At 69.6% G+C, this 18738-nt stretch carries 23 protein-coding genes and 1 pseudogene; 14 read left to right on the top strand and 10 right to left on the bottom strand.

Translation table 11 applies throughout. From position 1 onward, the window contains the following. The first annotated feature begins 103 nt into the window (after positions 1 to 103). Both ABFX50_RS40440 and ABFX50_RS40435 read left to right on the top strand, forming a co-directional pair. Positions 104 to 526 carry a YciI family protein gene (locus ABFX50_RS40440; protein ID WP_346154253.1) on the top strand — a complete coding sequence of 141 codons (423 nt, stop codon included), beginning with the start codon at positions 104 to 106 and terminating at the stop codon, positions 524 to 526. A gap of 5 nt (positions 527 to 531) precedes the next feature. Continuing rightward, positions 532 to 1767, top strand: coding sequence for an RNA polymerase sigma factor (locus ABFX50_RS40435; protein WP_346154251.1), 1236 nt, complete (start codon positions 532 to 534; stop codon positions 1765 to 1767). On the opposite strand, the gene pip is transcribed toward ABFX50_RS40435, so the two are convergent. Together pip and ABFX50_RS40425 are read right to left on the bottom strand one after the other, a co-directional pair. Further along, positions 1764 to 2711: a prolyl aminopeptidase gene (pip, locus tag ABFX50_RS40430; protein WP_346154249.1), complete on the bottom strand. Its 948-nt coding sequence runs from the start codon at positions 2709 to 2711 to the stop codon at positions 1764 to 1766. The genes ABFX50_RS40435 and pip overlap by 4 nt on opposite strands. Positions 2712 to 2756: 45 nt before the next feature. Next, on the bottom strand, positions 2757 to 3704 hold the full coding sequence (locus ABFX50_RS40425; protein WP_346154247.1) for a helix-turn-helix domain-containing protein: 948 nt from the start codon (positions 3702 to 3704) through the stop codon (positions 2757 to 2759). Between the two features lie 70 nt (positions 3705 to 3774). Here ABFX50_RS40425 and ABFX50_RS40420 point away from each other — a divergent pair, with 70 nt between their 5' ends. Further along, the gene (locus ABFX50_RS40420; RefSeq protein ID WP_346154245.1) at positions 3775 to 4095 is read left to right on the top strand and encodes a cupin domain-containing protein; all 321 of its coding nucleotides are present in this window, start codon (positions 3775 to 3777) and stop codon (positions 4093 to 4095) included. Positions 4096 to 4104: 9 nt separating this feature from the next. Here the strand turns inward: ABFX50_RS40420 and ABFX50_RS40415 are convergent, their stop codons facing one another. Then, the gene (locus ABFX50_RS40415; protein ID WP_346154243.1) at positions 4105 to 4737 is read right to left on the bottom strand and encodes a maleylpyruvate isomerase family mycothiol-dependent enzyme; all 633 of its coding nucleotides are present in this window, start codon (positions 4735 to 4737) and stop codon (positions 4105 to 4107) included. 60 nt (positions 4738 to 4797) lie between these two features. On the opposite strand from ABFX50_RS40415, the gene ABFX50_RS40410 reads away from it, so the two are divergent. Then, positions 4798 to 5223, top strand: coding sequence for a MarR family winged helix-turn-helix transcriptional regulator (locus tag ABFX50_RS40410; protein WP_346154242.1), 426 nt, complete (start codon positions 4798 to 4800; stop codon positions 5221 to 5223). Positions 5224 to 5493: 270 nt separating this feature from the next. On the opposite strand, the gene ABFX50_RS40405 is transcribed toward ABFX50_RS40410, so the two are convergent. Beyond that, positions 5494 to 6120: a winged helix-turn-helix transcriptional regulator gene (locus tag ABFX50_RS40405; protein WP_346154240.1), complete on the bottom strand. Its 627-nt coding sequence runs from the start codon at positions 6118 to 6120 to the stop codon at positions 5494 to 5496. 80 nt (positions 6121 to 6200) lie between these two features. Between ABFX50_RS40405 and ABFX50_RS40400 the strand changes: the two genes are divergently transcribed. Next, complete coding sequence (locus tag ABFX50_RS40400; RefSeq protein WP_346154238.1) at positions 6201 to 7085, top strand: alpha/beta fold hydrolase; 885 nt, start codon at positions 6201 to 6203, stop codon at positions 7083 to 7085. Between the two features lie 169 nt (positions 7086 to 7254). Here the strand turns inward: ABFX50_RS40400 and ABFX50_RS40395 are convergent, their stop codons facing one another. Together ABFX50_RS40395 and ABFX50_RS40390 are read right to left on the bottom strand one after the other, a co-directional pair. Next, entirely contained in the window at positions 7255 to 8046 is a 792-nt protein-coding gene (locus ABFX50_RS40395; protein WP_346154235.1) for a MerR family transcriptional regulator, read from the bottom strand. Positions 8047 to 8068: 22 nt separating this feature from the next. After that, a complete protein-coding gene (locus ABFX50_RS40390; protein ID WP_346154233.1) occupies positions 8069 to 8935 on the bottom strand; it encodes an alpha/beta fold hydrolase in 867 nt (288 codons plus the stop codon). 75 nt (positions 8936 to 9010) lie between these two features. Between ABFX50_RS40390 and ABFX50_RS40385 the strand changes: the two genes are divergently transcribed. The 3 genes and pseudogenes from ABFX50_RS40385 to ABFX50_RS40375 all read left to right on the top strand — a co-directional run bounded on the left by ABFX50_RS40385 (position 9011) and on the right by ABFX50_RS40375 (position 9830). Further along, the gene (locus ABFX50_RS40385; RefSeq protein WP_346154377.1) at positions 9011 to 9178 is read left to right on the top strand and encodes a recombinase family protein; all 168 of its coding nucleotides are present in this window, start codon (positions 9011 to 9013) and stop codon (positions 9176 to 9178) included. Further along, a pseudogene (locus ABFX50_RS40380) lies at positions 9138 to 9314 on the top strand (recombinase family protein); the annotation flags it as partial. The gene ABFX50_RS40385 and the pseudogene ABFX50_RS40380, both read left to right, overlap by 41 nt. 204 nt (positions 9315 to 9518) lie before the next feature. Continuing rightward, positions 9519 to 9830: a hypothetical protein gene (locus ABFX50_RS40375; RefSeq protein WP_183641829.1), complete on the top strand. Its 312-nt coding sequence runs from the start codon at positions 9519 to 9521 to the stop codon at positions 9828 to 9830. A 2-nt stretch (positions 9831 to 9832) separates the two neighbouring features. Here the strand turns inward: ABFX50_RS40375 and ABFX50_RS40370 are convergent, their stop codons facing one another. The 3 genes from ABFX50_RS40370 to ABFX50_RS40360 form a co-directional block, all read right to left on the bottom strand. After that, positions 9833 to 10609: an SDR family oxidoreductase gene (locus ABFX50_RS40370; protein WP_346154375.1), complete on the bottom strand. Its 777-nt coding sequence runs from the start codon at positions 10607 to 10609 to the stop codon at positions 9833 to 9835. A 514-nt stretch (positions 10610 to 11123) separates the two neighbouring features. Continuing rightward, positions 11124 to 13910, bottom strand: a complete 2787-nt coding sequence (locus tag ABFX50_RS40365) for a CARDB domain-containing protein (protein ID WP_346154231.1) — start codon at positions 13908 to 13910, stop codon at positions 11124 to 11126. After that, a complete protein-coding gene (locus ABFX50_RS40360; RefSeq protein ID WP_428834724.1) occupies positions 13814 to 14674 on the bottom strand; it encodes a tyrosine-type recombinase/integrase in 861 nt (286 codons plus the stop codon). The genes ABFX50_RS40365 and ABFX50_RS40360 overlap by 97 nt, the downstream gene beginning before the upstream one ends. A 57-nt stretch (positions 14675 to 14731) precedes the next feature. Between ABFX50_RS40360 and ABFX50_RS40355 the strand changes: the two genes are divergently transcribed. The 3 genes from ABFX50_RS40355 (at position 14732) to ABFX50_RS40345 (ending at position 17105) form a co-directional block, all read left to right on the top strand. Beyond that, complete coding sequence (locus tag ABFX50_RS40355; protein ID WP_346154229.1) at positions 14732 to 14893, top strand: hypothetical protein; 162 nt, start codon at positions 14732 to 14734, stop codon at positions 14891 to 14893. A 322-nt stretch (positions 14894 to 15215) separates the two neighbouring features. After that, complete coding sequence (locus ABFX50_RS40350; protein WP_346154227.1) at positions 15216 to 16643, top strand: WD40 repeat domain-containing protein; 1428 nt, start codon at positions 15216 to 15218, stop codon at positions 16641 to 16643. A gap of 144 nt (positions 16644 to 16787) precedes the next feature. After that, positions 16788 to 17105, top strand: coding sequence for a hypothetical protein (locus ABFX50_RS40345; RefSeq protein ID WP_346154225.1), 318 nt, complete (start codon positions 16788 to 16790; stop codon positions 17103 to 17105). Positions 17106 to 17347: 242 nt separating this feature from the next. Here ABFX50_RS40345 and ABFX50_RS40340 read toward each other — a convergent pair whose 3' ends face one another. Further along, positions 17348 to 17659 (bottom strand): DUF1330 domain-containing protein, encoded by a 312-nt coding sequence (locus ABFX50_RS40340; protein WP_346154223.1) that lies wholly within the window; start codon positions 17657 to 17659, stop codon positions 17348 to 17350. A 74-nt stretch (positions 17660 to 17733) separates the two neighbouring features. Between ABFX50_RS40340 and ABFX50_RS40335 the strand changes: the two genes are divergently transcribed. The 3 genes from ABFX50_RS40335 to ABFX50_RS40325 form a co-directional block, all read left to right on the top strand. Continuing rightward, complete coding sequence (locus ABFX50_RS40335) at positions 17734 to 18180, top strand: MarR family winged helix-turn-helix transcriptional regulator (RefSeq protein WP_346154221.1); 447 nt, start codon at positions 17734 to 17736, stop codon at positions 18178 to 18180. A gap of 81 nt (positions 18181 to 18261) precedes the next feature. Further along, positions 18262 to 18393 carry a hypothetical protein gene (locus ABFX50_RS40330; RefSeq protein WP_346154219.1) on the top strand — a complete coding sequence of 44 codons (132 nt, stop codon included), beginning with the start codon at positions 18262 to 18264 and terminating at the stop codon, positions 18391 to 18393. A 92-nt stretch (positions 18394 to 18485) separates the two neighbouring features. After that, positions 18486 to 18738 (top strand): MBL fold metallo-hydrolase (locus tag ABFX50_RS40325; RefSeq protein WP_346154217.1); only part of this gene is annotated, 253 nt, incomplete at its 3' end.

Below are 18738 nucleotides of genomic sequence, written 5' to 3'. Positions count from 1 at the left end.
TTTCTCGCGGCCCTTTCTCGCGGGCGGATGTCCTGTCCGTGTCGGCGGCTCCGACGTCTCCCGTGAATGGCACCGTGGAGGTGCCGAGGGAGAAGGAGCGACAATGAAGTACATGATCATGCTCTACGGCTCGCAGCAGGACTACGACGTCCTGTCGGGCAAGCCGGGCGACCAGCAGCCCTGGAGGGACGAGGACGTCGCGGCGATGCACGCGTTCATGGAGAAGTGGAACAACGACCTGGTCGAGTCGGGGGAGTTCGTCGACGCGCAGGGCCTGTCCGCTCCCGTCCACGCCAGGCGGATCGAGCTGCGCGACGGCGTTCCCGTGGTGACCGACGGGCCCTACCCCGAGACGCAGGAGGTGCTCGCCGGCTACACGATCGTCGAGTGCGACAGCTTCGACAGGGCCACCGAGATCGCGGCACGGCTGGCCGGCACCCCTCATCCCAAGGACACCGAGCTCGCCCACGAGTGGTACGTGGACGTGCGGCCGATCATGGAGGGCTACGGCGACCTGGAAGCGTAGCCACCGTGCCGAACGACGACGTCGAGAACCTGCTGCGCGACCTCGCGCCGCAGGTCCTCGGCGCGCTGGTGCGGCGGTTCGGGCACTTCGCCACCGCGGAGGACGCCGTGCAGGAGGCCCTTCTAGCGGCAGCCGTCCAGTGGCCGGAGGAGGGCGTGCCCGGCAACCCGCGCGGCTGGCTGATCACGGTCGGCTCGCGCAGGCTGACCGACCTGCTGCGCGCGGAGCAGGCCCGCCGGCGCCGCGAGGACACCGTCATCCAGTGGACGCCGCCCGACCAGTGGCTGGCGCCCGCCGCCGACCGCCCCGCCGAGCGGTCCGACGACACGCTCATCCTGCTGTTCATGTGCTGCCACCCCGCCCTGTCGCCCGCCTCGCAGATCGCGCTCACCCTGCGGGCGGTCGGCGGCCTGACGACCGCCGAGATCGCCAGGGCGTTCCTCGTGCCCGAGCCGACCATGACCCGGCGCATCAGCAGGGCCAAGCAGCGGGTGAAGGACAGCGGCATCCCGTTCGGCCTGCCGCCCGCCGCCGAAAGGGCCGCACGGCTCGGCGCGGTCCTGCACGTGCTCTACCTGATCTTCAACGAGGGCTACGCCAGCACGTCGGGCCCGCACCTGCACCGCGCCGAGCTGTCGTCGGAGGCGATCAGGCTGACCCGCATGGTCCGTCGCCTGCTGCCCGAGGACGGCGAGGTCGCAGGCCTGCTCGCGCTCATGCTGCTCACCGATGCGCGCCGTCCCGCCCGCACGGGCCCCGACGGCGCGCTGGTCCCGATGGCCGAGCAGGACCGCGCCCTCTGGAACGCCGCCTCCATCGCCGAGGGCGTGGCGCTCATCTCCGAGGCGCTGCCCAGGGGCGCGACCGGCCCCTACCAGATCCAGGCGGCGATCGCCGCGGTCCACGACGAGGCGCCGAGTGCCGAGGCGACCGACTGGCCGCAGATCGAGGCGCTGTACGAGGTGCTGATGCGGATCTCGGACAACCCCGTGGTGGCGCTGAACCACGCGGTCGCCGTGGCCATGGTCCGGGGCCCGGGCGCCGGGCTCGACCTGCTCGGCGAGCTGGAGTCCGACGAGCGGGTCGCGGCGGGTCATCGCCTGCACGCCGTCCGCGCGCACCTGCTGGAGATGGCCGGTGACCCGGTGGCGGCGCGCGCGGGCTACCTGGAGGCGGCTCGCCGCACCACCAGCCTCCCGCAACAGCGCTACCTGCACGCCAGGGCGGCCCGCCTGGGTTAGCCCGCGAAGTTGTCCAGGGCGGCGAGGATCTCCTCGCGCATCGTGTCGCTGCCGGTGTGCCCGGAGTCGTCCACCACGACGAGCCGCGAGTCGGGCCAGGCCTGGGCCAGCTGCCAGGCGGTCTCCAGCGGCCCGCCCAGGTCGAAGCGGCCGTGAATGAGCACGCCTGGGATGCCCGCCAGCCGGTGCGCCTCGCGCAGCAGCACCCCCTCCTCCAGCCACGCGCCGTTGGAGAAGTAGTGCGCGCAGATCCTGGAGAAGGCCAGCAGCGAGGCCGGCGGCCTGTCGCTGTAGGCGTTCGGCTTGCCGTTGACCTCCAGGGAGATCACCGCGTCCTCCCAGGTGGTCCAGTCCTGGGCGGCCTTGGCGCGGACGGCGGGGTCGGGGTCGGACATCAGCCGCGCGTAGGCGGCCAGCAGGTCGCCGTCGCGCTCGGCCTCGGGAACGCCCTCACGGAAGCGCTGCCACTGCTCGGGGAAGAATCGGCCGACGCCCCGGTAGAGCCAGTCGATCTCGGAGCGGCGGGTCATGGTCACGCTGACGATGACCATCTCCGAGACGCGCTCGGGGTGGGCCTCGGCGTAGGCGAGCATCAGCGTGGAGCCCCACGACCCGCCGTAGAGCAGCCACCTGTCGATGCCGAGGTGCTCGCGCAGCCGTTCCATGTCGGCGATGAGGTGCTGGGTGGTGTTGGTCGACAGGTCCGTGGCGGGGTCACTGGCGTGCGGCAGGCTCCTGCCGCAGTTGCGCTGGTCGAACAGGACGATGCGGTAGCGCTCGGGGTCGAAACTGCGGCGCTGGCCAGGGGTGCAGCCCGATCCGGGGCCGCCGTGGACGACGAGCGCCGGCTTGCCCTCGGGGTTGCCGCAGACCTCCCAGTAGACGAGATTGCCGTCACCGGTGTCGAGGTGCCCGTGGTCGTAAGGTTCGATCGCTGGATACATCGCTCCAAAATACAACAGCGCTGTCATATTCGCGACGTGACGGTGTCACCTGCCGAACGAGCGCCGGTAGGCGGCGGGCGTGGTGCGCAGCGCGCGATGGAAGCGCCGGCGCAGATTGGCCGCCGACGACAGCCCCACCCTGGTGGCGATCGTCTCGACGGGCAGGTCGGTCTCCTCCAGCAGGGCGCGCGCCGCCGCCACCCGCTGGGCGAGCAGCCACCTGCCGGGGCTGACACCGAGCTGGTCGGCGAACCTGCGGGCGAGCGTGCGGGCCGAGACTCCCGCCCGGACGGCGAGAGCGTCGAGGTCGAGACGCTCGTGGAGCCGTTCGGCCGCCCAGTCCAGGACGGGCGCCAGCGACTCGGAAGGCCGCTCCGAGGCGGGCGGCACCGCGTACTGCAACTGCCCGCCCTCCCTGTGCGGCGGCATGACCATGTGCCTGGCGACCTGGGCCGCGTAGGAGGCCCCGTGATCGGCGCGGACCAGGTGCAGGCACAGGTCGATGCCGGCGGCGGTGCCCGCGCTGGTGGCCAGGTCGCCCAGATCGACGTACAGGACGTCGAGGTCCACCTCGACCTCGGGAAAGCGCGCCGCCAGGTCGGCGGCCATGCGCCAGTGCGTGGTCGCCCTGCGCCCGTCGAGCAGTCCGGTCTGGGCCAGCAGGAAGGCGCCCGAGCAGATCGCGACGAGGCGGGCGCCGCGCTCGTGCGCCCGCCGCAGCGCGGCGATCACCTCGGGTGAGGCGGCCTCCTCCGGCCGCTGCCAGCCGGGGATCACGACCGTGTCGGCCGTCTCCAGCGCCTCCAGCCCCTCGCCCACGGTCATGTCATAACCGGCGAGCGTGGGCACCGGGCCCGGCCGCTCGGCGCACACCCCGAAGGCGTAGCGGGACGGCAGGCCGGGGCGGCCCACCCCGAAGACCTCGGCGGCGCACGCCAGCTCGAAGGAGGACTGCGGCGGCAGGACCAGGGCGACGACGCGATGAGCGGGCATGGCAGGAAAGTACCTGACAACGTCATGCAAGACACTCGAGGCCGGAGGCCCGCTCGGCCAGGATGAAGCCATGACGGAACACGGCGACATCCAGATGCTGCAGGTCGACGAGGTGGAAGCGGTGGAGGTGGCCCCCGGGATCGTCCGGAGAGGGCTGCCCGTCACCGAGTGGGCCCGCGGGTGGATGTACGACTTCGCGCCAGGGGCCGAATGGCCCGAGGTGGACGTGCACGAGGGGGAGGAGCGCTACTACGTCGTGTCGGGCGAGTTCATCGACAACGGCAGGCGGCTGGGGCCGGGCAGCTACGTGGTCTTCGCGCCAGGCAGCGCCCATCGCCCTCGGACGGAGACGGGCGCACGCATGCTCGGCATCAGCATCCTGCCCAGGTGAAGGCGGGATTCACGACAGTCGTGCGGTCAGCCCCGCCGTGCCGGCGCCGCTGAGATCGGGCAGGGCCGCAGGGCGCCCGCCTACCAGCAGCAGCAGCGCCTGGATGGATCCGCGCACCACCTCTCCTTCGCCGACCGACCAGTCCACGTCGGTGGCGACCAGGCGCAGTCCCCGGAAGCGCCGCTGAGCGAAGAAGGGGAAGCCGCGGTGCCAGATGTGGTCGGCGGCGGCGCGGGCAGGTTCGAGCGGCATGACGCGCTCGATGCCCAGCGGCACGGCGATGTCCTGGCCGTGCACGAGCGCGTCGAACAGCGGGTCGAGCGGCTTGGTGGAGGGCGCGAGCCGGCGCGAGACAGCCGACGCGCGGATCTGCTCGACGATCTCGGCGGTCGGCCGCCGGGCGTGCCGTACGGCGGTGTCGTGGATCATGCGGTCGAAGCTGCCGCGCGCCCTGACCAGCTCGACGAGCGCCCGGCCGGTCGAGACGCTCGTGGCGAGCGCGAGGTGGGCGGCCACGTCGCGCACCCGCCAGCCCGCGCACAGGGAGGGTCGCTCCCAGTCGCCGGGTGACAGTGCGCCGAGCAGGTCGGCAAGGCCGTGGCGCTCGGTTTCGACGGCCGCCCAGATCTCTTCCCTGTTCATCGTGAATCTCCTTGTTAAGGTAACCTGAATATAATGCTGCCTTAGCAATGGGAGAAGTACTTGGCCGCGACTCATCCGCCGCACATCGTGGCCCTGCTGTACGAGGCCTACCTGCGCCTGTCCGACGTCGTCTTCCAGGCGGGCAAGGCCATCGACCCGCGCATCAGGCCCGCCCACTCCGCGGTCTTCTTCCACATGGAGCACGACGGCATCCGGCTGAGCAGGCTCGCGGAGAAGGCGCAGATGACACCGCAGGCGATGGGCGAGCTGGTCGACGACCTGGAGAAGCTGGGCTACCTGCGCAGAGTGGCCGACCCCGCCGACCGCAGGGCCAAGCTCATCGTCTTCACCGACCGCGGCGACGACGCGCTGAGGGCGGGGTACGCCGCGATCGACGACGTCGAACGCCGTCTCGCGGTCCTGCTGGGCGAGGACGGCCGCAGCGGCCTGCACGCCGCCCTCACCCGCGTCATCACCGACTTCTGAGACTCATACGATCACGGACACCATGGAGAGGGCGAAGAGGGCACGCGGCGCCACCGGCCGGGCGTCGGCCGCCTCGCCCCAGGTGAGCGCGTCGGGCCCGGTCGTAGATCTGACCCTCGTGCTCCTTGCCTGTCAGCGCGGCGACTCACCGGGGTTCTGGCACCCAGCACGCCGTACCCACTGATCAGCCGAGTGGCGGCTCGCCGCAGCTCCAGGAGTTCCGGGGCATCTCCACGGGATGCCGCCACCGCACGCCTGACGGAGCGGCCGTCAGGCGGCGAAGACGGTGCGTATGACGGACTCGTCGCCGTCGATCTCGACCAGTCCGAGGGCGCGGGCGTCGCTGAGGGTGAGGGCGCCGGCAGCGAGGCCGAGGATGGAGGCGGGGTCGGCGCGGACGGTGGCGTCGAGGTCGCGGCCGTCATGCGGGCCGACCTCGAAGCCGGAGCGCGTCGCGCGGAGCTGGAAGGGCGGGCCGCCGATCTCGAGGCCGACCGTCGCCGAGGGGCGGACCTTGACCCGGGTGTCGAGTAGAGCGGGCAGGGCGAGGGCGAGCCACTCCGGGCGAAAGGCGTCGCCGTCGCGGCCGCGGACCATCAACGGGGTGGACCAGCGGATCAGGCTCTCGATCGGCTGGCGCAGCTCGGCACCCCACGGCGTAAGGGCGTACTCGACCACGCTGCCCTCGCCGGCCAGGCGCCGCTCGACCACGCCCGCGGCCTCGAGATCGCGGAGCCGGTCGGCGAGCAGGTTGGTCGCGATGCCGGGCAGGCCGTCGATCAGGTCCCGGTAGCGGGCGGGGGAGATGAGGAGTTGGCGGACGATGAGCAGGTTCCACCTGTCGCCGACGACTTCGAGGGATCGGGCGAGCCCGCAGTACTGGCCGTAGCTACGCATTACACCCCTCTACTTGACCATCTCAAGTGCACTTGACAAACTCAAGTCTACCGCACGACCGAGCCGAGGAGGGGGCCGCCATGGCCGAGGCCATCGAGAGAACGCGGCCCGCCTGGGTCGACGACGACCTGTTCCCCTTCGAGAGCCGCTTCGTCGACATCGCCGGGCACACCGTGCATTACCTCGACGAGGGGTCAGGTCCCACACTGCTGCTCCTGCACGGCAACCCGACCTGGTCGTTCCTCTGGCGCGACGTGATCCGCGCGCTGCGCGACGACTTCCGGTGCATCGCCCTCGACTACCCGGGCTTCGGGCTGTCGACGCCGAGGCCCGGCTACCGTTACCTGCCCGAGGAGCACGCAGACGTGGTCACCGGGTTTGTCGACGCGCTCGGCCTCAACGGGGTCACTCTGGTCGGGCAGGACTGGGGCGGCCCGATCGGCCTGGCAGCCGCGCAGCGGCGGCCAGGCGTCTTCGACCGGCTGGTACTCGCCAACGCCTGGGCCTGGCCCGTCAACGGCGACCTCTACTTCGAGGCCTTCGCTCGCATCGCCGGCGGACCCCCGATCCGTTTCCTGGCTCGGCGGCTCAACCTCGTCGTCAACGCGTTCATCCCCATGGGCCACCGGAAGCGGAAGCCGACCGCAGCCGAGATGACCCACTACCGCCGCGCGCTGGACACACCCGAGCGGCGACAGGCCTCCGCCGTACTCCCCGGCCAGATCATCGCCAGCCGGGCCTTCTTCGCCGAGGTCGAGGCCGGCCTTGCCGACCTCGACCACCTGCCGACGCTGATCGTGTGGGGTGACGCCCAAATCGGCTTCCGTCCCCAGGAGCGCGAACGCCAAGAAGCGATCTTCCCCGACCACAAGACCGTGATCATCGAGGGCGCCGGCCTCTACGTGGAGTCCGACGCGCCCGAGGAGTTCGTCGCCGCGATCCGCGACTGGGCAGCGACGCAGTAAGGGCGAGAGGGACCCAGCGCACAACCCCCCACCGTGATCGGCCTGATACAGCTTCACCCGGGGTCGTTGCGATGGGACCAAGCCGTTGCCGCACCCGGCGGTACCCCACTCGCCATCACCGATAGCGCTCGGATCGCCGCACTATGGTGTCCCCCTGCGTGTGCTGGCGCTACTGGGGAGTCGCACCCGGTGTGGGGGTCACGCGCTCGAGCTTGGTCCAGCCCGTCCAGCCTCGCTGCTTCAGCAGTTCGATCAGCCGACGCGCCGGTGGCACCGTGGCGAACGCCAGCGCGTCCATCAGCTTGACGAGCGGTGGCTCCATATCAGTGTCGTCGACATAGTCCTCTCCCTGCTCGTCGGCCATTCGCGTGATGTAGGCGGCCAGCCTGTCGGCCAACTCCACCAGCCGCGGGTCGTCGTCGGCTCGGTCGAGAGCCTGGCTCAGGGTGAGATAGAAGTCGACGAGCTGCGGGTCGGCGATCTGCTCCCGCTTGCGTGCCATCCACTCCGGGACCCGCTCGGGTGAGTGCGCCGCCAGTGGGATCCAGCCGTCGCGCTCGGCCTGGACGATCCGCTCATCGACCCCGAGCGCCCGCAGCCGGTCGAGATACTCGACCACCTCCGGGGGCAGCACCAGGTGTTCCCCGGCGGCGAGGCGGGCGATCCGCTCGCGATGCCGCTGCCGCTCGCGGATCTCCGCCCGAAGCCTCCTGTCGATGTCCGCGATCGCCGCGGCGAACTCCTCCTCGCCGGCCCGCAGCAGATCTCGCACCCGCGCCAGCGGGATCCCCGCCTCGGCGAGGGTCCGGATCTTGATCAGCTCGACCACGGCGCCGGCATCGTATCTGCGGTAGCCGGAGTGGTCCCGCTCGGGCTCCAGTAGCAGCCCCTTGGCGTGGTAGTGCCGCACCGCGCGGACCGTCACTCCGGCGTACGACGCCAGCTCGCCGATGGTCAGCATCAGACCAGTCTCCAGGAGTTGCTCAAGAGGTGTCGCGGATGATCTGGGCGACGTCCGGGGCATGCGTGAAGACCAGCTGGTGATCGGCTTCGAGCCAGGTGGTGGCGATGTGCGGGTGCTCGCGGACAAGCCGCTCGACGCCCGCACGCCAGTTCTGGTTGAACCGAGGCGCGGGTCCTTCACCGCTGTCGCCGGCCATCGAGGTCGACATGATCATGGTGATGGGCCGGTCAATCTTGCTGTACCGGTCGAGGATCCCGGACCGGATCACATCGATCTCGAGGTTCAGGTCGAGAATCTCCTGGGCGGTGAGCAGCACCTGACGCGCGGTGCCCCGCTTGGCGTCCTGCTGCGTCGCCATGTCCTCCCACATGGCGTGGAACTCCGGCAGGACGTCCTCGGTGAGGAACGGTTCGGGCACCGGGTTCGCCCCGTCGATGAGAACAAGCCCAGCGACGGCGTCAGGATGCTCGGAGGCATAGTGCACGGCCAGGTCGGCGCCCAACGAGTAACCCACCAGCACAGGCGCCGCAGGCAGGTCACGGTTTCCCAGCTCCGCCATCACCGCGTCCAGATCGCTGAGGAAGGCCTCGAAGGAGTACCGGTCGGCGGCCGAGGCGAGGCCATGGCCCCGCAGGTCGAAGGTCACCACGTCGTGGTCGCGTCTCAGCAGCTCGGTCAGCTCGCGCAGGTCGGCCTGGGTCGAGTTCAGGCCAGGGCACAGGACCAGCGGTCGTCCCCGGCCCTCGTGAGACACCGGGATCGTGACGCCGTCGTGGTGGATGGTGAAGTGCCGGATCGTCCTGTCGCCTCTCTCCGCTCGCTCTCCCTCATTGTTGTGCTCGTCGAACAGCCCTGCGACCTCGATCGCACTGGTTTCCTTGGTCATGCCACCATGCTGAAAGCTTGACCCAGCGTCAGGGTCAAGCGGCGACATGACGTCCATCCCTGCGGTCGCCGATCTCTGGGCCACGCCTGCGAGAGGCGTCGAGTCCTCCTTGGCGCCGAACCCGCCGGCCTCACCGGAGCGCTCGTCGGCTACGCCCGAGTCTCCACCCGCGATCAGCGCCTGGACCGGCAGACCCGCGCGCTTGAGAGCGCCGGCTGCATCCGCATCTTCTCCGACAGCTGAGCGGCAGGACACCGACCGGGAAGAGCGCACCAAGGCCCTGGACTACCTGCGGCCCGGCGACGCCCTCGTCGTCCCCCCGCTCGACCGGCTCGCTCGCTCCCTGCAGGACCTCATCACGATCGTTTCCGATCTGCGCCGCAGCAGCGTCGGCCCTTCAAGCGCGTTCTCGGGGTCAGGCCGAGCGATCACCGCGCCGCCGGCAGGTGGCAGAGCATGTCCGACCGGCGGAGAGCGAGCTGACAAAGGCGACACCTTCGCCCGGCCCGATGCGGAAACGGGACAGGAGGAGCGCGGGGAGAGAAGATGGGACGGCGAGCGTCGAGATCAGAGGAGCGTCGGGATGGATTCGTTCGGGCCGTACGACAGCGAGGCGCAGACCAGGCGAGAGCCGCTCGCGACCGAGATCCGCGCGCTCCACGAGTCGGGGCAGCTGAGATCGGGCGACCCCGACAGGCTCGTCGACGCCGTCCAGAAGAAGCACCTGCTCGACTTCTGCGAGCAGGCGGGCATCGACCTGGGCGTCTACGACGTGCGCGTGCTCGCCTGGCTGGCGGGGCGGGACCCGAGCGCGGTCCAGGTGGTGCTGGGCCTCATCTCGAGGGCGTACGAGGCGGGCAGGAAGGCCGACACGGTCGCGGGAGCCGCCCCATGACCTCAGGCGAAGCCGCCGTTGCTCATCAGGAGCTGGCCGTTGACCCACTGGCCCTGCGGTGAGCAGAGGAAGTCCACGAGGTGGGCGGTGTCCTGAGGCGTGCCCAGGCGGCCGAGCGGTGTTCTGCTGACGCAGGCGGCCCGCAGCTCGTCCGACATCCAGCCCGTGTCCACCGGCCCGGGGTTGATGACGTTGGCGGTGACGCCCAGGTGGGCGAGCTCACGGGCGGCGGCCAGCGTGATGCGGTCGAGTGCGCCCTTGCTCGCGCCGTAGGGCAGGTTGCCGACGGTGTGGTCGCTGGTCAGGCTGATGATCCTGCCGCTTCCGTGGGCGAGGGCGAAGCGGGTGCCGTACTCCCTGATCAGCAGCCAGGTGGCGCGCGCGTTGACGGCGAAGTGCCGATCGAAGCTCTCGACGGTGGTGTCGAGCAGCCCTGAGTCGACCGACTCGCAGTGGCACATCACCAGGGCGGTGACGGGGCCGAGCAGCCGTTCGGCCTCGTCGAAGACGCGCGCAGGGGCTTCGGGGTCGGCGAGGTCGGCCTCGATCGCCGCGCCGGCCGCTCCGTGCTCGGCGAGGGCGGCGGCGGTCGCCTCAGCCGCCCCCTGCTCGACGCCCCATGCCATGCGCTCGTCGTAGGGGGTCCAGTAGGTGTAGGCGATGTCCCAGCCCGACGCCGCCAGCCGGCGGGCGATGCCCGCCCCGATGCCGACGGTACGGCCCACGCCCGTGATCAGCGCGAGAGGACGGGAGGCGGCGGGGAGGCGCTCGGTGGTCATGCTCACGGGAGGGAATCGTCGAGGATCGGCGCGACCCGGGGCAACCGCTTTGTTCGCGCCGCCGTCGTGGGAGGGGAGTCCTGAGTCCTCCCGAAGCGCCGCCCTGTCAGCAGGGACGGCAGGCAGATGGCGCCGACGTGGATGGCGACGACCAGGCCGGAAGGGCGTCAGCCTGCTGATCCCGCGCCAGGTCATAGCGGCCCTGAACGAGTGCACAGCGGTCGCGCCCAGGTGTGATCCTCGGGCTCCTCTCCCGCTTCGACGCGCAGCCGCTGGAGATCCCTTGGCCTTCACGCGGATGGTGCGTGAAGGCCAAGGGAAGTGGGCCACATCTTGTGGCGCGACGTAGAGCCGCCCTGGTCTCCTGATCGCGGGGCCGGCGCTCCCTCACCTGGCCTGGGTGGCGTGGGTGAAGGAGAAGGCCGCGATGCCGAACACCGGAGCGCTCGATCGCCTGCTCACCCCTGCACACCGCGCCTCCCAGGCCGACGCTGGTCGAGATGGCCCTCACTACTCAGTAGACCTCGTTCTTGTTGTTGACGATCTCGTCGAGCAGGGTGGTGGCGTCGGAGTACCGCTGAGCCGTCGAGCTGTCGACCGGCAGGGCCAGGGTGGCGAAGCCGTACCGGACGGCTTCTCCGACCGTGCGCGTCCCGAGCGTGCGGGTGAGCTTGCTGTCGATCTGCGTGGAAGCGTTGATCTGCCGTGCGGCAAGGTCGAACAAGGTCGCCAGCAGCTGGAACCTGGCGGGACCCGGCTGCGGCCCGCTCGCCGAGAGCACGGCCCCGGCCTCGGAGTTGTCCAGCGTCCCGTTTCCCGAGCTGTCGAACTGCTGGTAGGTGGCCTGAACCCGGGCCAGGAACTCGGCTGTGCGTGCCTCAGGGTGGGTCTTCCAGTAGCCGTGCGAGCGCGGGTCTCGGGTCGGCGTGACCTCGGTGATCGTCGTGGTGGCCGTCGCGGTCACCGGCTCGTAGGTGCAGCCGTTGGCGTTGCCGTACGTCACAGCGGCTCGGTCGGTCAGCTTGGCCCCGGCGGTGAACAGCAGGCTGGGCCTGGCCGTGAACCGCACGGACCGGTCGGCGTTCGCGGCCATGTCGCCCAGCGACCACATCAGCGTCGTCGTCCCGTCGGCGTTGCGGGTGACCTTGGTCGGCTGGGGGCCTGCGCCCTGGTCGAGGGCCTGGCTGTAGTAGACCTCCTTCGGGAGCGTGTCGGTCAGGACGACGCCCGTGGCCTTGGCTCCGCCGACGTTGGCGATCTTCAGATCGACCGTGAGCGCCTCACCGGCGTTGACCGTGGCGGTCGCCCGCTTCTCGAGGGTGAGCTTGGGCGCGCGGACCTTGGTCTCGGCGGTCGCGGTGTTGTTGGCCGTGTCGGCCTCGGCTCCGCCGGCGAGATCCTTCGCACTCACCTCGGCCTTGTTGGTCAGCACGGCGGCGTCCTCGGTATCGCAGGGGATCACGTAGGTGAATGTCTCGGTGGTCGCACCACCTGCGCCCAGCCGTCCGACCTGACGCGTCTGAGCGTCACCCGTCGGCGGGGTGTCCTTCACAACGATCGCGGTGGCCGGGCCAGTGCCGATGTTGTCCAGTTTGACCTGGTAGGTGAGGGTGTCGCCGGGCTCGGCGTCGGCCTTGTCGACAGTCTTCTTGGTGGCGATGTCGGGGTCGTAGAAGGCGAAGAAGGACATCTCCTGCCGGATCGTGGTGTCGAAGGCCAGTTCCTTCTCCACGCCGCCACCGGCCCCCGCACAGGTGGGCGCGGCCGCGGGCCAGCTGCTGCAGGCCCAGCCGAGGCGGTCGGGGGACTGCGCCCTGAACCTGATCGCGGGCCAGTCGTCGTGGTCCCTGAGAGTGGTCAGGCCGTTCTCGGCGTTGATGTCCACCATCACGTTGTTCGTGTCGATGATCGGGATATTGGTGCCGACGGTGCGGTTGTCGTTCCAGTTGAGCGACCCGTTGCCGGCACCCGCCCGGAGTGGACGGAATCCGCTACCCGGGTTGGCGACGTTGTCGGTCCACCAGAACGTCCAGTCCGTGCCGTCGCTGATGCCTGTCGACTCGTTCAGCCCTCCTTCGTTCAGCTGGGGCAGCTTTCCGTTGGACAGGCCCAGGCGAACCGCGCCCACCTTCCAGTCGCGTAGTTGGTTGACCAACAGCGGCGGCGCGCTGTTGGGGATGCCAGTCTGGAAGAAGTAGTTCATGACGCTGATGTAGTTGGGCTTGTAGTTGTCGTTGGTGTCGCCGCCATGACGCAGAGCCAGGGCGTGGAAGAGCTCGTGCAGGATGGTTCCTGCCTGGTCCTGGTCGGTTCCGACCTTGGCGTCGACCTCACCCGTTCCCTGGCTGAGCACCTGCACGTCTGTCGAATGGGCGCTGGTCGTGTCGCACCTGCGGTTGTCACCGACGTGGATCTGCGTTCCGCTGGTGACGTCGTCGCCGGCCGCGGTTGTCTGCAGGGTGTCGTCGCCGCCGTAGTCGCGGGTGAAGTCGACCACGCACATGGTCCGCCACGAGCCGAGGGTGACGATGAAGTCCTTGTTGTTGTCCCGGTTGGGCTCGCAGCACTGGCCAGAGGTGCCGGGGGCGCTCTGGAGGTCGTGGCCGAAGATCCCGTAGTGGGCGTAGCGAGCCAGCTCCGCCGGGAAGTTGGTGTTTCGCGCGTTCCGGTAGTCATTGCTGTTCAGGCCCATTTGGGCCTGTTCTGCCAGTTGCGCGCCTTGCAGGTAGATGAAGTCGATGCCGTCGCGGTGGGTCCCCGGATAAGGACAGGGGTTGGCGGCTGGGAGCGGAGCGGCATCCAGCATGTTCCTGGCGAGGGTGATCGCGCCTGGCTTGGGCTGGTGCGAGTGCCTGGTGGCGGCGTTGTCGTCGACCATGAAGTCGAGCTGCAGGATGATCGTCTTGCGGCACGGGTCGGCGCCCAGCGCGGGCAGGTCGGCGATGACGCCGCCGTCGCGGTTCCTGATGCCGGACAACTCGATGAGGTCCGGGATGCCGTCGAGGTCGGTGTCGGGCATCTCGGCGGTGGCGGTGATGCCGATCCTGGTGATCCGGCCGTCGTTGTTCCTGGGGAAGCCGTGGTCGCCGTCGCCCTCGACGCAGGTCTCACCCTTGGCGGTCTGGCCGTCGGACTTGATGCAGGGGGTCCCGAAGACGATCTTGTCACCTGAGAGCGTGCCCGAGCGGAGGTCGTAGACGAGGTTCAGTTCCAGGTCCTGGTCGTTGGGGCTGATGTCCATCCGGTCCTCGTTGGTGTTGAGGCCGTCATCCCAGTCCCACAACGTGACCGTGATGTCCACGGTGGGCTTGTCACCCGGAAGGTTCTCGTGGGTGAAGGTCCAGCCGTTGGGCGCCTCGGGCAGGCCGAAGGGTTCGAACTCGTCGTCCTCGATGCGGGGCCCGTCTGCAGCGGGCCGTCGGCGATTCGGACCTTGGGGAAATAGTCGCCGTCGCCCACGCCTCCGCTGTCCGGGTCCTCGATCTGGCGGAGATACTCGATCTTGAAGGTGACTTTGACGCCAGGGGCTGCTGCGGCCGCGGGGGTGGCAAGGGCCGGGATGGAGGCCAGGAGCAGCGCCAGGATCACGGCTAATGCCAGAGATGTTCTCGATTCACGCCGGACGCGACTACGACGCCTGAAGCCCATGGTGCCCTCCCTGGAGTGTTGCCAGAGGGCATCGTCCGCCATGGGCGGGGTCCGGCGCCTGAGTACCCCGTACTTACGACCGCGTCGACCTCCTTTACCTGGACCTATGCCGACCTCGCGACTATGCCGAGCACCGAGCCGCAGGAGCCGCCTGAGCAGGGACGCCGCCCCCCGCGGCTCGGCATGGTCACAGACTTTCGAGAAACGCGAGGACCTGGTCGGTGGGTGGTAGCGGCCTGTTGCCTCCTGGGGCGTGGTGAGGGCGAGGGCCTTCTCCTTGATGCTCATGTCGGCATGGAGGTAGGCGTCGGTGGAGCGGATACCGGCGTGGCCGAGCCAGAGGGCGAGCACGGAGGTGTCGACGCCGGCCTGGAGCAGGGACTTGGCGCAGGTATGGCGCAGGACATGCGGGTGCAGCCGCTTCCAGCGACGGGCAGCGCGACGCAGCGGTTGCGGCGTGGGTCACCTCGGGCGGTGACCGCTGACGCGCTGGCCGCCCGCGACCAGGCGTGGCCTGCCCAAGCCTCGGCCGCCGTGGCAGCCGCCGAGACCCGGCTCCAGCTCACCCGCGAAGACCTGCAGCGTCCGCGCCCGTGTCGGCTCGGTCAGCACGAGGTGTTGAAACCATCCGGCTGAAACCGAATGTAAACGCTCGTTCCCCAGGTCAAGGCCTTGATCGCTCTCAATGGCCTTGCCGCAGTAATCCCCGGATTTACTGCGGCAAGGATATGCCTACCTGCGGGAACGTGCGCAACAGGCAAGATCAGCTCTACGCGTATCCTGCGGTAGAGCCTCTTGACGTCCAGCTCCAGCCGGATGGTCCCAGCACCCCAGTCGTGCCGACACGCGTCACTAGGCGTGTGACAAGGCGATAGGTCCAGGGGCCACGGCGAATTCGGTAGGCAGGGGATAGGACGATCCGCTATATAGGATCATTCATCCCCGAGCTGGAGTCCTGATGTCGGAAACCGATTCTCCCGAAGTGCGATCGCGGCGGCCTAGCCGAGGTGCGCGCCTGGTTGCCATAGGCGTGGCAGTGGCCTGTCTCGCCGTGGGGGCGGTGGCGGTGGTCGGGGTGAGCAAGTGGTGGAATGTGCGGGGCATTTCCTCGGCCCGGGAGCTCGCGCTGCGCGGCGTGGCAGCCAGGGGCGATGATCGGACCTCTGCGGTGGTGCTGGGCGCGGCGGCGGTGGCGGCCCACCCGGACAAGCTCAACCGATCGGCTTTGAGGGAGACCCTACTGTCCGGGCGCCGTGGCGTCGCCGCGCCGGCCGGGGCCATACGGGCGATGGCGTTGAGCGACGACGGTCGGACAGCCCTGATGTCGATCATCGACCAGGGCGTCACCTGGCGGAGCCTGGATTCTCCCATCCAGGAGGAGGTCCCCCTGAAGCTTGGTCTTGATGAGGAGGCGCTGGAGGCCTCCATCGAAGAGGAGGGCCGGAAGCGGAAGGCCCCGTTCGTGGCGAGCATCCCCTTGGAGGGCGAGGCCAGTGCCACCGCACTGGAGGTGTCGTCCGACGGACGACAGGCGGTCATCGGGGCTCTTGACGGGTCGCTCGGCCTGTGGCAATTGGATGACTCCGCCAGGCCGGTGCGGGTGGCCAAGGTGCCGGGCCAGAACTCCTTCATGGTCGCGAGCGTGGCGCTCGCTGCGGACGGCAGGACCGTCCTGGCAGGCTACGAGCGTGGCAGCGTGCTCTTGTGGGATCTGTCCAGCGGGAAACAGCTGGCCACGCTCCCGGGGCACAGCTCGTGGATCGGCGGGGTGGCCTTGAGCGACGACGGACGGGTCGCGGTCACGATCAGCCGAGGCAGCGGATTTATCTGGAATCTGGCCGATCGGAGGAGTCCGGTCCGGGCCGGCGCCATCCCGCGGGCAGGAGTCGACGGGGAGGGGCTCGACCTCAGTGCGGACGGCCGGACGGCCATGATCGGTGGCCAGCTCTGGAACCTCTCGGACCCGGCCCGGCCCAAGCTGGTGAATCCCGTGGTCAAGGAGGTGGATGGCGTCTCGCTCTCCTCGGACGGGCAAGTCGCTCTGACCACAGACGGCGCCGGGAGCGCGACGCTGTGGCGGATCGCGGACCCGGCGCGGCCCGTCAAGGTCGCCGAAGTCGCCGGGGTGGGGGAACTGGACTTGGACTACCTCACGATGTACGACGTCAAGGAATCGCCAGGATCAGCGATGGTGAGCGGGGACGGCGGGACGGTGCTGGCGGTGAGCGCCGAAGGCGGGGCGCTGTTCATGGACGTCGCGGGGCTCAGCGGCGATCCGCTCCGGGATGCCTGCGCGGAGATCGCGGAGGATTCGATGGCTGGTTTGGTCGGCATGAGGGAGCGACTGGCCGGCGGGAGCTTCGTCGAGCCGTGCGACGGTGGGTGAGCGCTTACGGCCGGTTGTTCGGCAGGCGTCAGTGGGCGGCGGCTCGTAACATCACCTCGCTACTGGCGACCCTCCGCGAGCTCCAGGCCGAGGACGTGCGCGAGCTGGGGCGGCAGTACGCCCATCAGGACAACTGGGGCGTCGGTGCCGTACAGGTGGAGCATGGTCCGCGGCGGGCAGGTCAAGCTCAATCGGATCACCGGCATCCTCGACGAGGTCATGGAGGCCGGGGCGCACGCCGAGGTGTGGACGGCCCTGGCGCAGGCGGTGCCGCTGCTGCTGCCCGGGCCAGGAGAGAAGGCCAGGGTGGGGCTGGGCGAGCTGCTCAAGGTCGCCGCGCGGGCGGCGGTGCGCGCTGGTGCGCGGGGCGACATACCGGGGCTGGCGGAGCTGGCCGCACGCAAGGGCTCGAGCCTGCTGATCCATGAGGCGCGGCGGCTGTCCGAGGTGATCTCCGCCTGAGACGCCGCCGCCGCTCTGGCGAGTTCGCCGAGACGCTGTCGGGCGCGCGCGGGCTGCACGCGAGCCGCGGCGTGGCAGTGGCCCGAGGACCGCCGAGCCTCAGCAGGTGGTCGATGTGTCTCGGTCTGCCCGAGCTGGACGGTGATGTGGCGGCGCACTTGTGAGAGAGCCGTCCCCGCCGCACCGACGCCCGGGCCATCCCCATGATCAGCAGGATGGCCAGGGATCCTCGAGTGCTCCCGCTAGGCATCCAGCAGGTCAGAGGGGGCGGTCTCGAAAATGATCGCGTTCGCCCGCGACCCGGCCTGCCGCAGTGCCTTGAGCTCACGGTAGTCAGGCGAGTCGTACCACCGGTGCGCGGTCTGCAGATCAGGGAACTCGATCAGCACCGGATACCCCAGCATCGCCGTCCCCTCGAGCACGTCCACCTGCCCCCCGACCGCCCGGTAGGCGCCGCCGTAACTCTCCACAACAGCGCGCACGCGCGAGGCGTACTCGGCCAGCTTGTCCGGGTCGGAGACCTCGATGTTGTCGAACAACGCATATGCAGCCATGGCAGACTCCTCAGCTATATAATCATCCCGCTCGGGACAGTCCCGACATTACTACCGATCGGGACAATCCCGCAATGAGTGATTTGTTCGCCGACCCCCGCTGGGAGTCGTACGGCATGCTGCGCGAGGCCTACCTGGCCGTGACCAGGCGTATCGATGCCGACGTCAGTCCGGAGGGTGACCTCGACGCGGCGATCTCCGACATCCTGTTCCGGCTAGCCCGCACCCCGGGCCACTGCCTCCGTACGGTGGACATCACCCGCGCGCTGGCGACCAGCACCACACGCACGACCCGGTTGCTGGACGCGACGCAGGCGCGCGGCCTGGTGGAACGCGGACCGCACCCCACGGACCGCCGCGCGATCATGGTCACCCTGACCGAGGAAGGCCTGGCGGAAGCGCGCAGAAGGGGAGAGCTCGCGCTGGCCTCGGCGCAGCGCCACATCTACGACTCGCTCACGGCGGACGAGGTGAGCACGATGATCGCGCTCCTGCGCAAACTCCGAGACGCCAACCAGTAGGTGGCTTGGTTGTGCCCCGACCGCATGATGGATGATCCGGGGCAACTGGCAGGATCGCGACGACGCCGGCCTCGTGCGGCGGTGTCCACACCGCCGTTCGCGTCCCGCTTCGATCTGATCGCCGACTTCACCTGCGAGTTCTTCACGCCATACGCCGTCTCGTTCGACTACGGACGCATGCGCATGTCCGTCGGCCGCGACGTCGAACGGTAGGCCGGTCCCGGACGCGGTGTTGGCACGAAACCCGCGATAATCGGTGGTCCGGCCACTGTTCAACGGAGCGCGGCGTCGCCAGACTGCTTTCCATGACCGACGCACCCACCGGCCGTACGGCCGCCTTCCATATCCTCGCCACCGGCTACACCACCTCCACTGGACCCGGCGTGGCCGCGACCGTCTCCTACGTCACCGAGGGCGACCTCAGGATCGTGGTGGATCCCGGCATGGTCGCGAGCCAGTCGGTGATCACCGACGCGCTCGCCGACCTCGGCCTCAAGACGGACGACATCACCGACGTGGTGCTCAGCCACCACCATCCCGACAACATCCTCAACGTCG

Origin of the sequence: Nonomuraea recticatena (assembly GCF_039533245.1) — a bacterium.
GTDB lineage: Bacteria > Actinomycetota > Actinomycetes > Streptosporangiales > Streptosporangiaceae > Nonomuraea > Nonomuraea roseola.
The sequence above is the reverse complement of the archived record's forward strand: the minus strand, read 5'-3'. Positions and strand labels throughout refer to the sequence as shown.